This is a genomic window from Psychrobacter sp. KH172YL61 (assembly GCF_007182895.1).
In the GTDB taxonomy this organism is placed as follows: Bacteria; Pseudomonadota; Gammaproteobacteria; order Pseudomonadales; family Moraxellaceae; genus Psychrobacter; species Psychrobacter pacificensis.
Genome location: NZ_AP019516.1, coordinates 2464860 through 2478125, shown reverse-complemented (window position 1 = coordinate 2478125; position 13266 = coordinate 2464860). Strand labels below are relative to the sequence as shown.

Sequence of the window (13266 nt, the reverse complement as noted above, 5' to 3'; positions counted from 1 at the left end):
ATGCCTCGTTCATTGAAAAAGGTCCATTCATAGACGCGCACTTATTTGCTAAAGTTGAGAATGCATTAGACACCAACTCACGCAAGCCAATTAAAACTTGGTCGCGCCGCTCGATGATCCTACCACAAATGGTTGGCCTAACTTTATCTGTCCACAACGGCCGTACTCACGTACCGGTTATCGTCAGTGAGCAGATGGTTGGTCATAAACTAGGTGAATTTGCCCCGACTCGTACGTATCGTGGTCATGGCATTGACAAAAAGCTAAGAGATAAGGTGCTTACCATGGAAGTAACTGCAAAATTACGCGGTGCCGCCATATCGGCACAAAAAGTTAGACTCGTTGCTGATGAAGTTCGTGGCAAATCTATTGAGCGTGCTTTGGATATCCTAACGTATAGCAATAAAAAGGCGCTATCTTTGTTAAGAAATGTCTTAACTCAGCCATCGCCAATGCCGAACATAATCACGGCCTAGATATTGACGACCTAAAAGTCGCTACTATCTATGTTGATGAAGGCATTACGCTAAAACGTATCCTACCACGTGCCAAAGGTCGCGCTGATCGTATCAGCAAGCGTACTTGTCACATCACTATAAAGGTAGGAGAATAAGTTATGGGTCAAAAAGTACATCCAATCGGAATTCGTCTTGGTGTTGTAAAAAAGCATAACGCAAACTGGTATGCTGATCCTAAACAATACTCAGAATACCTAATCAACGATATCCAAGTCCGTGAATATCTACGCAAAAAGCTAGATAACGCAATGATCAGCAACATCATGATCGAGCGTCCTACTGGCGCTGCTAAGATTACTATCGCCACTGCGCGCCCTGGTATCGTTATCGGTAAGAAAGGCGAAGATATCGAAAGACTTCAAAAAGAATTGACCAAAATTATGGGCGTACCTGCTCAGGTCAACATTGAAGAAATCACGTCACCTGATCTTGATGCACGTTTGGTAGCAGACGGTATCGCAAGCCAGCTTGAGCGCCGTGTCATGTTCCGCCGTGCGATGAAACGCGCTGTACAGAACAGCATGCGTTCTGGTGCTAAAGGTATTAAAGTTGAGCTGTCTGGTCGTCTTGGCGGTGCTGAGATTGCTCGTAGCGAATGGTATCGTGAAGGCCGTGTGCCCTTGCATACACTTCGTGCTGATATTGACTATGCGTCAATTCGTGCAGAGACAACTTACGGCACCATCGGTGTTAAAGTTTGGATTTTCCGCGGAGAGATCCTTGACGGTATGAACAGTGTTTATAATCCCGTCAAAGAAGAGCAGACTCGTGCGCCAAAACGCCGTGGTCGCGGAAACGGAAACCGTCGAAACTCAGACAGAGGTTAAACTATGTTACAGCCAAAACGTACCAAGTTTCGTAAAATGCATAAAGGTCGTAACACTGGGCTAGCTCATCGTGGAAGCACCGTTGCATTCGGACAAATTGGTCTAAAATCATTGACGCGTGGTCGTATGACAGCCCGTCAAATCGAAGCAGCACGTCGTACCATCACTCGTAAAAATCAAGCGTGGCGGTAAGATTTGGATTCGTGTATTCCCAGACAAGCCTATTACCAACAAACCATTAGAAGTACGTATGGGTAAAGGTAAAGGTCCAGTTGAGTACTGGGTATGCGAAATCAAGCCTGGTAAAGTGCTATATGAAATTGAAGGGGTATCTGAAGAGCTTGCTCGCGATGCATTAACGCTTGCTGCAGCAAAACTGCCCTTTAAAACTACCATTGTTAAGCGGACGATAATGTAATGAAGATCAGTGAATTACGTGATAAATCATTAGAAGAACTGACCCAGTTACTTGATGAAAAGCAGCTTGATGCTTTCCGTATTCGTATGGCTAAAGCAACTGGTCAGTTGGGTAATACCCATGAAGTACGTGCCAATCGTCGTACGATTGCTCAGCTTCAGACTTTGATTAACGAGAAACAACGAGGCGACTCATGAGCGATAACAATCAAACAGCTACCAATGCTAGCGTATTGACAGGACGAGTTGTCAGCGACAAGATGGACAAGTCCATCACAGTTTTGATTGAGCGTCTGGTTCGTCATCCTTTGTATGGCAAGCAGCTTCGTCGTTCTACTAAAATCAAAGCACATGATGAGAACAATGTTTGTCAACAAGGCGACCTTGTCCGCATCAAAGAAACGCGTCCAATCTCAAAAACTAAGTCTTGGACTTTAGTTGATGTGGTTGAAAAAGTAGAAAAAATCTAAGTAAATTGCATTAAAAGCCAGAAGCTGTTAAAATAGCCGCCTTTTTAAGGATGCTGATTGCGCCCGTCGCATATCACTCACATTAAGAGTAAGCTGCGGTTATTTATATTAAAATGCCGCCTTGCTCATTCTGTGCTAGCGGCAGCAACTGGTTTTTATTGCTCATACGTGTGGAGTAACGCTATGATTCAGGTTGAGTCAATGCTGGAAGTTGCAGACAATAGCGGTGCAAGGCGAGTTCAGTGCATTAAAGTACTGGGTGGTTCTCATCGTCGTTATGCATCAGTTGGCGACATTATTAAAGTAACGGTTAAAGAAGCCATTCCTCGTGGTCGTGTCAAAAAAGGCGACGTGATGAATGCAGTAGTTGTACGCACCAAAAAAGGCGTTCGTCGTCCAGATGGTTCTGTGTTACGTTTTGATGACAATGCTGCGGTATTGTTGAACCAAAACAAAGCGCCGATTGCAACTCGTATTTTTGGACCGGTAACTCGTGAACTACGTGGTGATCAGTTTATGAAAATTGTATCACTAGCACCAGAAGTATTGTGAGGTAATCCATGTCAAAATTACGTAAAGGCGATACAGTTATTGTGATTGCTGGGAAAGACAAAGGCAAGCAAGGTACTGTACAAGCTGTAAAAAACGATCGTATTAAAGTTGAAGGCGTTAATATTGTTACTAAACATCAGAAGCCAAATCAGGCGACTGGCGTTGAAGGTGGCATTCTTAAGCAAGAAGCTTTTATGCATATCTCAAATGTCGCAATCTTAAATGCGCAAACCCAAAAAGCAGACCGTATTACTTATCAGTTTGGCGAAGATGGCAAGAAACAACGCGTCTATCGTTCAAACGGTGAAGTAGTGGCGACTGCGTAAGACACTAAGGGTGTAATGGTAATGGCAAGATTAAAATCTTTATATAACGATAAATTAAAGCAGCAAATCAAAGAAGATCTTGGTTTGGACAATGTGATGCAAGTGCCTAAAATCACTAAAATCACACTTAACATGGGTGTAGGCGGCGCGTCTCAAGACAAGAAATTGCTTGAAGGTGCTGTAGCTGACATGACCGCGATTGCTGGTCAAAAACCTGTTGTCACCAAAGCGCGTAAATCAGTTGCTGGCTTTAAGATTCGTGAAGAATGGCCAATTGGCTGTAAAGTAACGCTACGCGGTGAGCAAATGTACGAATTTTTAGATCGTCTCGTTGCCATTGCAATTCCTCGTATTCGTGATTTCCGCGGTTTTTCACCTAAAGCCTTTGACGGACGTGGTAACTACTCATTGGGTATCAAAGAACAGATCGTATTCCCAGAAGTAGATTTTGACAAGATTGACCGTATCCGTGGTATGGATGTGACAATCACCACGTCAGCTCAATCTGATGAAGAAGGTCGTGCGTTGCTTAAAGCATTCGGCTTCCCATTTAAATAAGGTAAAGACGTTATGGCAAAGAAGAGCATGATTAACCGCGAATTAAAGCGCGAAAAAATGGTTGCTAAATATGCTGAAAAGCGTATCAAGCTAAAAGAAACTATCAGTGATATCAACGCATCAGACGAAGAGCGTATGGACGCGATGTTAGAGCTACAAGCTCTTCCACGCAACTCATCACCAGTACGTCTGCGTAATCGTTGTGCTATCACCGGTCGTCCCTCACGGTTACTTCCGCAAGTTTGGCTTATCACGCAATATGCTGCGTGAGCGTGTCATGCAAGGCGATGTGCCTGGTGTTCGTAAAGCAAGCTGGTAAGGAGTAACTATATGAGTATGCAAGATACCGTTGGGGATATGCTAACCCGTATCCGTAACGCACAAATGGCTAACAAAGTATCGGTAGCAATGCCGAGCTCTAAATTACGTAAATCAATTGCTGATTTGCTAGTTAGCGAAGGTTATGTGGCGAGCGCTGTTGTTACTGAAGAAGAAAACAACAAAGCAACCCTTACTATTGAATTAAAATATTTCGAAGGCCGTGCGGTTATCGAAACTATTCAACGTTATAGCCGCCCTGGTCTACGCCAGTTCCGCGGTAAAGACGAAATCCCTACTGTTAAGCAAGGTATGGGTGTTGCTATCGTATCTACAAGCCAAGGTATCATGAGCGATCGTGCTGCACGCGCTGCTGGTATCGGTGGTGAAATCGTTGCATTTGTAGCGTAAGCTATACGACGATGAAGTCTATTTGATGGTTGTTAGGCTTCTATCGATTGAGGAGTGTTTAATTATTTCAAATTGATAGGTGTCTAACACAATCAACTATGCTAAACTAACACGCTTTTTAGCCTGTTAGTTTTTTCGCTAATAAAAGCAAGTTAAATTTTTTAAGGAATATTCCTATGTCTCGTGTGGTTAAAGCCCCAGTAACGCTGCCAAATGGCGTAAGCGTTACTTTGAACGATCGGCAGGTCGAAGTTAAAGGCAAGAACGGTACTATGTCTTTACACCTGCATGAATTGGTCGAGCTGAAACAGGAAGATGATGCTATCATTTTCTCACCTGCAGTCGATTCACAAGAAGCTATGATGCACACTGGCACCATGCGCGCTCTTGTTAACAACTATGTTACTGGCGTAAATGAAGGGGTTTGAAAAGCGTCTTCAATTGATTGGTGTTGGTTATCGCGCACAAGTTGCTGGTAACAAAGTAACCTTGAACGTTGGCTACTCTCATCCAGTAGAATACACGCTACCTGAAGGTGTATCGGCTGAAACCCCAACGCAAACTGAAATTGTTTTGAAATCAAACAATAAACAGCAGCTTGGTCAAGCAGCGGCTGATATCCGTGGTTTCCGTCCACCTGAGCCTTATAAAGGTAAAGGTATTCGTTATAGTGACGAGCATGTGATTCGCAAAGAAGCTAAGAAAAAATAAGGTGAGTTGAAATGTTTGATAAAAAAGCAGCTCGTCTGCGTCGAGCTAAGAAAACACGTGCACATATCCGTCATCTAGGCGTTCATCGCTTAACGGTTAACCGCACGTCAAAACATATTTATGCCCAGATTATCTCTCCAAATGGTGGTGAAGTGATTGCTCAGGCATCTACCTTAGACAGCAGCTTGCGTTCAGGCGCGACTGGTAACGCTGATTCAGCAACGTCTGTAGGCCAAATGATCGCAGAACGTGCAAAAGCAGCTGGCATTACTAAAGTTGCCTTTGACCGTAGTGGTTTCCAAATATCATGGTCGAGTTAAAGCTTTAGCAGAAGCTGCTCGCGAAAACGGATTGGAGTTTTAATCATGGCTAGAAATGATAAAAATGATAAAAATGAACAGACTGACGGTCTAGTAGAACGCTTAGTTACCGTTGATCGCGTTGCAAAAGTTGTTAAAGGTGGTCGTATTTTCTCTTTCACTGCGTTGACTGTAGTGGGTGACGGTAATGGTCGTGTTGGTTTTGGTCGTGGTAAAGCGCGTGAAGTGCCTGCTGCTATCCAAAAAGCACTAGAAGCTGCCAAACGTAATATGATTACTGTTGAGCTAAATGATGCAACTTTGTATCATCCGATCAAAGCAAGTCATGGTGCTAGTAAAGTCTACATGCAACCTGCATCTGAAGGTACTGGCGTAATCGCTGGTGGTGCAATGCGTGCTGTATTAGAAGTTGCTGGTGTCAAAGATGTTTTGACTAAATGTTATGGTTCTACCAATACTGCTAACGTTGTTCGTGCAACGTTTAACGGTTTACGTGATATGTCAACTCCAGAGAGGATGGCAGCTAAACGTGGTAAATCTGTAGACGAAATTTTGGGTTAACTTAGACTAGGTGAGTTACGATGAAAAAATGAAAGTCACTCAATTTAAATCAGGTGCCCATCGCCTCAAGAGCCACAAAGCTAGCTTGAAAGGATTGGGTTTACGCCGTATTGGTCATAGTGTGGTCGTTGAAGATACTCCTTCAACTCGTGGTATGGTCAATCGCGTCAACTACATGGTAAAAGTGGAGGAAGCGTAATGGGACTTAGATTAAACGAATTATCACCAGGTGTTGGCGCGAAGAAAACTGCCCAACGTCGTGGTCGTGGTATCGGTTCAGGTCTTGGTAAGACAGGTGGCCGCGGTGTAAAAGGTCAAAAATCACGTTCAGGTTCTAGCGTTCGTTCAGGGATTTGAAGGTGGTCAAATGCCTTTATATCGTCGTCTACCAAAATTTGGCTTTACCAGTAAAATGGCAATGACTACCGCTGAGGTACGTTTGTCTGAGCTGAATAAAGTTGAAGGCGATGTAATTAGCTTAGAGACTCTAAAAGCAGCTAACCTTATCCGTCACGACATGAAACGTGCCCGTGTTATGCTATCAGGCGAAGTTACTAAAGCTTATACCTTTAAAGGTATCAAAGTAACTAAAGGCGCCAAACAAGCAATCGAAGCTGCTGGTGGTAGCATCGAGGAGTAGTAACGTGTCAAAACAATCAATGACCTCAAGTGGTATTCCGCTCAATCCTTTCGCTTTTATACGTAAGTATGATGAGCTATGGTCGCGTTTATTATTCTTAATCGGCGCATTGATTGTTTATCGTTTAGGGTCGCACATTCCAGTCCCGGGTATTAATCCGGTTAATCTGGCTGATCTGTTCTCGCGCAACGAAAACACTATTTTGAGCATGTTTAATATGTTCTCAGGTGGTGCGCTTGAGCGTATGTCAATTATGGCACTAGGTATCATGCCGTACATCTCAGCGTCAATTATTGTACAGATGATGTCGGCAGTCGTACCTTCGCTTGAAGCTCTCAAAAAGAGGGTGAAGCAGGTCGACGTACGCTGAACAAGTATACCCGTCAAGGGACGCTTGCTTTGGCTTTGGTGCAGTCATTAGGGATGTGTGCCGGTTTGATCAGTCAGAATCTGACTTTATCTTCCGGTCTGACCTTTTATATTCCTGCTGTAACCTCGTTGGTTGCAGGCGCTATGTTCTTGATGTGGCTTGGTGAGCAGATTACAGAGCGCGGCGTAGGTAACGGTATCTCAATGCTTATTTTTGCAAGCATTGTCGCCGGTACGCCAGGTATGATTTCGCAATCGATCGAACAGGTCAATCAAGGTCAGATGAACTTGATTGTACTCTTTATCTTTGTAATATTAGGCATTGCGGTAACCGCCGGTATCGTTTATATCGAACGTGCGCAGCGCCGTGTCCCAGTAAACTATGCGCAAAAGCAGCAACAAGGTCGCAAAATTTATGCTCAGCAGCAGTCACATTTGCCGCTGAAATTAAATATGGCAGGGGTTATTCCCGCTATTTTTGCTAGCTCCTTATTACTGTTTCCAGCGAGTTTAGGACAGTGGGTTGGTCAATCAACAGATCCTACCTTCGTACAAAAAATACTACAAAATATGGCATTGGTATTGTCTCCAGGGCAACCGCTGTATTTAGTACTGTTTGGCGCAATGATTATTTTCTTCTGTTATTTTTATACGGCACTAGTATTTAGTCCACGTGAAGTAGCAGAGAACCTTAAACGTAGTGGAGCGTATATTCCAGGTATTCGCCCCGGACAACAAACTCAGCGTTATCTTGACCATGTGTTAAATCGACTAACCTTTATTGGCGCGATGTACATAACGGTTATTTGTTTGATGCCGATGGTCGTTCAATCCTCATTTGGTGTGCCGTTCCAACTTGGTGGTACGTCGCTACTGATTATGGTGGTTGTGGTAATGGACTTCATCTCGCAAATTCAAGCGCATTTGATGACCCATCAATACCATGATCAGACGTTAATTCAATCACCCACTCAGCCATAAGCGAGTGTGGTGGTTATTCAAGGAGCATTCCATGAAAGTTCAAGCCTCAGTAAAAAAGATTTGTGGTAGCTGCAAGATTGTACGCCGTAAAGGTCGTGTACATGTTATCTGCACAGCTGAACCGCGCCACAAGCAACGCCAAGGTTAATTAAAAACTGATCATGGCGTTAAGCCTAAACAGTTTATTAAATTAATACTTGAAAAAAGTGGCGGATGCGATATCATCCGCCACTTGCCGTAGTTCATACCAAAAAATTGTATACTTCTGCTTTAGTAGCACTCTTATTATCTGCTAATGATAATAAAAGCTTCAAAGTAGAGAGATAGAAGTGAGGTATTAACAGCAACAAATCTGAAAAATGCGCTATTTATAATAAATAATGCATATTTTTCTTTAATGGAGAGAAATCAATGGCTCGTATTGCCGGCGTAAACATTCCGGATAATAAGCATGCTGTGATTTCACTAACTTACATCTTTGGTATAGGTCGTACCACTGCTCAGAAAATTCTAGAAGCAGTTGGCATTGCCCCTACAACTAAAGTTAGTCAGTTAGATGATACACAGTTAGATGCTATCCGTGCACAAGTTGCAGAATACATGACTGAAGGTGATCTTCGTCGTGAAGTGTCAATGAATATCAAGCGTTTGGTTGACTTAGGTTGTTACCGTGGCATTCGCCATCGCCGTAACCTACCTGTTCGTGGTCAAAATACCAAAAACAACGCTCGTACTCGTAAGGGTCCGACACGCCCTCTCAAAAGATAATTAACTTAGGAAGCTAAAAGATGGCTAAAGACACTCGTAGTCGCAAAAAGGTGACTCGTCGTTCAGTATCGGAGGGCGTTGCCCATATCCATGCGTCTTTTAATAACACCATTGTAACGATTACCGATCGTCAAGGTAATGCATTGGCTTGGGCCACTTCAGGTGGACAAGGCTTCCGTGGTTCACGTAAATCTACACCATTTGCCGCTCAGGTTGCAGCTGAAGTCGCTGGTAAAGCGGCTCAAGAATATGGTGTTAAGAATGTCGACGTTTTGGTCAAAGGACCAGGACCGGGTCGTGAGTCTGCGGTAAGAGCACTAGGTGCATTGGGTTATAAAATTAACAGCATCTCTGATGTAACCCCAATCCCACACAATGGTTGCCGTGCGCCGAAAAAGCGCCGCGTCTAATATTAGAGACGAAGCTTTTAATAATAAGAGCTTAAAGGAGACAGAACAATGGCCCGTTATATTGGACCAAAACTCAAATTATCACGTCGCGAAGGCACTGACTTAGGCCTTAAGTCTGGTGTTAAGCCGTATGATGTTAAAACAAAGAAAGCTGGTCGTCCACCCGGTCAGCACGGTGTAAGCCGTAACAAGAGCTCAGAGTATTCTCTACAGCTACGCGAAAAACAAAAAGTTAAGCGTATCTATGGCGTACTTGAGCGTCAATTTGCAAACTACTACAAAGAAGCGGCGCGTAAGCGCGGTGCTACGGGTGAGAACCTACTAGCTATGCTTGAGAGTCGTTTGGACAACGTGGTATACCGCATGGGCTTTGGCTCAACTCGCGCTGAAGCACGTCAGCTAGTCAGCCATCGCACTGTTATGGTAAAAAAAGCTGGCCGTGATGAGTTTGTTCGTGTGAACATTCCATCAATCCAGTTGCAAGATGGTGATGTCATTGCTATTCAAGAGAAGTCTCGCGAACAGCTACGTATTAAAAACGCTATGGAACTAGCATCACAACGTGGTATTCCAGAATGGCTTGATGTTGACAACAGCAAACTACAGGGCACGTTTAAACATGCTCCAGATCGTATTGATCTACCTGCTGAAATCAACGAAAGCTTGATCGTTGAGCTATACTCTAAGTAAGTAACGTACTGCTCAATGTTATGCTTATAGCATTGAGCCATTAACGTTAATTAATCCAGATAAACAAATCGAGGTGACATCATGATGCTAAATGCAACTGAGTTTCTAACGCCGAATGCCATTAACGTGGATACGGTTAACGAGACGATTGCGAAAGTCACGCTCGAACCGTTAGAACGCGGCTTTGGTCATACCTTAGGGAATGCCCTGCGTCGCATCTTGTTATCTTCATTACCTGGTGCTGCAGTCATCGAAGCTGAGATTGATGGTGTTGACCATGAATACTCAACTTTAGAGGGTCTGCAAGAAGATGTCCTTGACCTGCTTTTGAATCTAAAAGGCTTGGCAATTACACTTCATGACCAAAATGAAGTATTCTTGACCTTGGATAAACAAGGTCCAGGCACCATTACTGCTGCAGATATTGAATTGCCGCACAACGTAGACATTATTAACCCAGAGTTAGTATTGGGTACGTTGAGTGAGCGCGGTCATCTTAAGATGCGTCTGCGCGTAGTGATGGGTCGTGGATATGAGCCAGCAAATCAGCGCCGTGAAGATGGTGATACCAAAGCGATTGGCCGCTTAAAGCTTGATGCAAGCTTTAGCCCAGTACTGCGGGTTGCTTATCAAGTAGAGAACGCTCGTGTTGAACAGCGTACTGACCTTGATCGTCTTATCATTGAGCTTGAAACTAATGGCACTATAGATCCAGAAGAAGCAATTCGTAAAGCGGCCACTATTTTACAACAACAGATTTCAATCTTTGTTGATTTAGAAGCTGAAGAAGCGCCTGAGCCTGTGAAAGAGAAAGAAGAGGTCGATCCTGTGCTATTACGCCCTGTGGACGATCTTGAACTAACGGTTCGCTCAGCCAACTGCTTAAAAGCTGAAAACATTTACTATATCGGTGATTTGGTACAGCGTTCAGAGACTGAACTTCTAAAAACCCCAAATCTTGGTAAGAAGTCATTAACCGAAATCAAAGACGTTTTGGCGTCTAAAGATTTAGAGCTTGGTATGCGCCTAGATAACTGGCCACCAGCTGACCTGCGGGTTGATGATCGCTTCTCTTATCGCAGCCGTTAAACATTAAGGATATTTGACTATGCGCCATCGTAAGAGTGGAGTCAAGCTGGGTCGTACCGGCAGTCATCGTAAAGCAATGTTCCAGAACATGACCAACTCATTGTTTGAGCATGAACTGATTAAAACAACTTTACCAAAAGCTAAAGAATTACGCCGCGTTGCCGAGCCATTAATTACTCTAGCAAAAGAAGATAGCGTTGCTAACCGTCGCTTGGCATTTAGCCGTATGCGCAGCAAAGCTATGGTAGGTAAACTATTTAGCACGTTAGGTCCTCGTTACCAAACGCGTCCAGGTGGTTATCTGCGTATCGTTAAGTGTGGTCACCGTGATGGTGATAACGCACCTATGGCTTATGTAGAATTAGTTGACCGCGACTAGTCTATAAGCCGTTTAGGTTTTATACAAAAAAGCGCCAATTTATTGGCGCTTTTTTTATGTCTGAAATTTAGATCTAAAACTATTACATTGTTTGTAAGTTGCATTTTATGCTTTAATATTTAAGTGGTTCTTAAAGGCAATCGGCATATGGAACGCACCCTACGTTTAGTGAGCAGTTGAAAATACAAATAACGTAAAGCCTTTATAGTAACAAGTCGCTGACATCCGCCGCGCCCTGCCGGATAACCTCAGGTTGACTACTGGTCATATCGACGATAGTAGTCAGCTTAGTAGTCTTAATACCAGCATTTATCAGACCATCAACTTGATTATCTAATAGCTCTTCGATATCGAAAGGATCATCTAAAATATCGTCACGATCAGGTAAAATAAGTGAGCTGGTCAAGATAGGCTCGTCCATCGCTTCTAATAGTGCTTGTGCGATAGGATTGCTCGGTACGCGAATACCGATGGTCTTTTTCTTAGCATGAGCGAGCTTTTTTGGGACATCTTTGGTGGCATTCAAAATAAAAGTAATCGGCGCAGGAGTATGCGCTTTTAGTTGTTTGAATTGGACATTATCGACCGTAGCATAAGTGGCAATCTCACTTAGATCGCGGCACAACAGTGTAAATTGATGCTTATCGTCAAGCTCACGAATTTGCTTGAGCTTAGTCAAAGCGTCTTTTGCACCTAGTCGACAACCAAAAGCATAACTGGTATCGGTTGGGTAAATGATTAACTGGTCTTTGCGCAGTAAGTCAGCGGCTTGTTCAATGAGACGTGGCTGAGGGTTATCGGGATGAATATAGAAAACTTCCATAATGGTTCCTTATTTTATAATTATTGGTTTTTAATTGAGACAATTTTTTCATTAATTAGATGTAGTTCAATCATTAGACATATTAAAAAAGTTATTTTAAAAATTAAGCAAATCTGTATTTTTAATATACTACTTTAGTTATCAGTATAGCTTAAAGCAAATATAAGTTTAGTGGCAAGGCGTTACCAACCGTAGAAAATCGTTAATAAGTAGGAACACTTAGTAATTTGAATTAAGCGTTGATTTCAGATGAAGGAGTACAAACGCTAATTAAAGCAGTCAGTAAAGTCTTAGCGTCACGCGGCAGAGTATAAGGTTTGGTTATATAGCTTTCTACTTGCTGGTAGACATCACTAGCAAAGGTGCTACTGCTAGTGTCGAAGTCGGCAAACAAGTTATCTTGTGAGACTTGGAAGTTTCGACCACACGCTAAGGTGAATAAACATTCTAATGCCTGTGGTTTGATCTCTACGCGCTCAAATGCTTGCTGCTGAGCTTCTGTCCGACCGTCTGGAGCATACCAGTAGCCAAAGTCAGGTAATTGTCTACGAGCGTCACCAGCCAGGCACCAATGACTGATCTCGTGCAGGGCACTGGCAAAAAATCCATGAGCGAATTCAATTCTGGCAGGCTCATTGTCTTGAGCAGGGAAATACTCTGGCTCACCCTCACTACGAACCAATATCACTTGCTGGTTAGTAAATAAAGTATTAAATAGCTGTATGAGCCAATCAGTGGCTAATCGTTCGCTATCAATTATCAATCCTGCTGAGTAAGTATTGTCAGGCTGAGTAGTAGATAACTTTTGCCACTGACTTCTCCATTCTCTTAAATACTCATCTTCATCGAGGCACAGTCTATTGCTAAGAGCATTTTCAGTATGACGATCTAGTTGAGTAAGATATTGCAGCAACGAACTTGCTGTAGCAGGAGAAAGTAAATCAGAAAAATTAATTTTATTATCAGGTAGATTCATAGAGAAGACATTGACTTAATAAATATTAAAGGCAAAAAATTTTAGGTAAAAAAGTAAGTAGTAAAAAAGCTTGAACATATTTGCTATCAAAAAATCTTAACATACTAGCGCTAGCAGAATATGGCACTTTCCGTTAGTATGGCAGGCAATAT

The 13266-nt window shown here is 43.0% G+C and carries 17 protein-coding genes and 8 pseudogenes; 23 read left to right on the top strand and 2 right to left on the bottom strand.

Going from position 1 to position 13266, the window contains the following annotated elements; translation table 11 throughout:
* The 23 genes and pseudogenes from rpsS to rplQ all read left to right on the top strand — a co-directional run.
* A pseudogene (rpsS, locus tag PKHYL_RS13210) lies at positions 1-272 on the top strand (30S ribosomal protein S19); the annotation flags it as partial.
* A 3-nt stretch (positions 273-275) separates the two neighbouring features.
* Positions 276-613 (top strand): annotated as a pseudogene (gene rplV, locus PKHYL_RS13205) (50S ribosomal protein L22).
* A 3-nt stretch (positions 614-616) separates the two neighbouring features.
* Positions 617-1345, top strand: coding sequence for a 30S ribosomal protein S3 (rpsC, locus tag PKHYL_RS13200; protein ID WP_240365368.1), 729 nt, complete (start codon positions 617-619; stop codon positions 1343-1345).
* A gap of 3 nt (positions 1346-1348) precedes the next feature.
* Positions 1349-1763: pseudogene (gene rplP / locus PKHYL_RS13195) on the top strand (50S ribosomal protein L16).
* Entirely contained in the window at positions 1763-1960 is a 198-nt protein-coding gene (gene rpmC / locus PKHYL_RS13190) for a 50S ribosomal protein L29 (RefSeq protein WP_025644397.1), read from the top strand. Before rplP ends, rpmC begins: the two are co-directional and overlap by 1 nt.
* A complete protein-coding gene (gene rpsQ, locus PKHYL_RS13185; protein ID WP_021813375.1) occupies positions 1957-2232 on the top strand; it encodes a 30S ribosomal protein S17 in 276 nt (91 codons plus the stop codon). The genes rpmC and rpsQ overlap by 4 nt, the downstream gene beginning before the upstream one ends.
* 183 nt (positions 2233-2415) lie before the next feature.
* Positions 2416-2784 (top strand): 50S ribosomal protein L14, encoded by a 369-nt coding sequence (gene rplN, locus PKHYL_RS13180; protein ID WP_010196702.1) that lies wholly within the window; start codon positions 2416-2418, stop codon positions 2782-2784.
* An 8-nt stretch (positions 2785-2792) separates the two neighbouring features.
* Positions 2793-3110 (top strand): 50S ribosomal protein L24, encoded by a 318-nt coding sequence (gene rplX / locus PKHYL_RS13175; RefSeq protein WP_058025572.1) that lies wholly within the window; start codon positions 2793-2795, stop codon positions 3108-3110.
* A gap of 21 nt (positions 3111-3131) precedes the next feature.
* Positions 3132-3668, top strand: coding sequence for a 50S ribosomal protein L5 (rplE, locus tag PKHYL_RS13170; protein ID WP_057758706.1), 537 nt, complete (start codon positions 3132-3134; stop codon positions 3666-3668).
* 12 nt (positions 3669-3680) lie between these two features.
* Positions 3681-3987, top strand: a pseudogene (gene rpsN, locus PKHYL_RS13165) (30S ribosomal protein S14).
* A gap of 11 nt (positions 3988-3998) precedes the next feature.
* Positions 3999-4397: a 30S ribosomal protein S8 gene (rpsH, locus tag PKHYL_RS13160; RefSeq protein ID WP_058025570.1), complete on the top strand. Its 399-nt coding sequence runs from the start codon at positions 3999-4001 to the stop codon at positions 4395-4397.
* A gap of 176 nt (positions 4398-4573) precedes the next feature.
* Positions 4574-5108 (top strand): annotated as a pseudogene (rplF, locus tag PKHYL_RS13155) (50S ribosomal protein L6).
* 11 nt (positions 5109-5119) lie between these two features.
* Positions 5120-5471, top strand: a pseudogene (gene rplR / locus PKHYL_RS13150) (50S ribosomal protein L18).
* Between the two features lie 2 nt (positions 5472-5473).
* Positions 5474-5989 (top strand): 30S ribosomal protein S5, encoded by a 516-nt coding sequence (gene rpsE, locus PKHYL_RS13145; protein WP_071003153.1) that lies wholly within the window; start codon positions 5474-5476, stop codon positions 5987-5989.
* Positions 5990-6017: 28 nt separating this feature from the next.
* Positions 6018-6188, top strand: a complete 171-nt coding sequence (gene rpmD / locus PKHYL_RS13140) for a 50S ribosomal protein L30 (RefSeq protein ID WP_240365367.1) — start codon at positions 6018-6020, stop codon at positions 6186-6188.
* Positions 6188-6629, top strand: a pseudogene (gene rplO, locus PKHYL_RS13135) (50S ribosomal protein L15). Before rpmD ends, rplO begins: the two are co-directional and overlap by 1 nt.
* 19 nt (positions 6630-6648) lie before the next feature.
* Positions 6649-7979: pseudogene (secY, locus tag PKHYL_RS13130) on the top strand (preprotein translocase subunit SecY).
* Between the two features lie 31 nt (positions 7980-8010).
* Positions 8011-8127 carry a 50S ribosomal protein L36 gene (gene rpmJ / locus PKHYL_RS13125; RefSeq protein ID WP_025644371.1) on the top strand — a complete coding sequence of 39 codons (117 nt, stop codon included), beginning with the start codon at positions 8011-8013 and terminating at the stop codon, positions 8125-8127.
* Between the two features lie 263 nt (positions 8128-8390).
* Positions 8391-8747, top strand: coding sequence for a 30S ribosomal protein S13 (gene rpsM / locus PKHYL_RS13120; RefSeq protein ID WP_025644369.1), 357 nt, complete (start codon positions 8391-8393; stop codon positions 8745-8747).
* Positions 8748-8767: 20 nt separating this feature from the next.
* Entirely contained in the window at positions 8768-9157 is a 390-nt protein-coding gene (gene rpsK / locus PKHYL_RS13115; protein WP_025644368.1) for a 30S ribosomal protein S11, read from the top strand.
* Positions 9158-9205: 48 nt separating this feature from the next.
* The gene (gene rpsD, locus PKHYL_RS13110; RefSeq protein WP_025644367.1) at positions 9206-9847 is read left to right on the top strand and encodes a 30S ribosomal protein S4; all 642 of its coding nucleotides are present in this window, start codon (positions 9206-9208) and stop codon (positions 9845-9847) included.
* A gap of 81 nt (positions 9848-9928) precedes the next feature.
* A complete protein-coding gene (locus tag PKHYL_RS13105; protein WP_071003158.1) occupies positions 9929-10936 on the top strand; it encodes a DNA-directed RNA polymerase subunit alpha in 1008 nt (335 codons plus the stop codon).
* Between the two features lie 19 nt (positions 10937-10955).
* Positions 10956-11315 (top strand): 50S ribosomal protein L17, encoded by a 360-nt coding sequence (rplQ, locus tag PKHYL_RS13100; protein WP_025644362.1) that lies wholly within the window; start codon positions 10956-10958, stop codon positions 11313-11315.
* A gap of 202 nt (positions 11316-11517) precedes the next feature.
* On the opposite strand, the gene PKHYL_RS13095 is transcribed toward rplQ, so the two are convergent.
* Positions 11518-12138: an L-threonylcarbamoyladenylate synthase gene (locus PKHYL_RS13095; protein ID WP_071003160.1), complete on the bottom strand. Its 621-nt coding sequence runs from the start codon at positions 12136-12138 to the stop codon at positions 11518-11520.
* 232 nt (positions 12139-12370) lie between these two features.
* Positions 12371-13114 (bottom strand): elongation factor P hydroxylase, encoded by a 744-nt coding sequence (locus PKHYL_RS13090; protein ID WP_071003162.1) that lies wholly within the window; start codon positions 13112-13114, stop codon positions 12371-12373.
* Positions 13115-13266 lie beyond the last annotated feature (152 nt).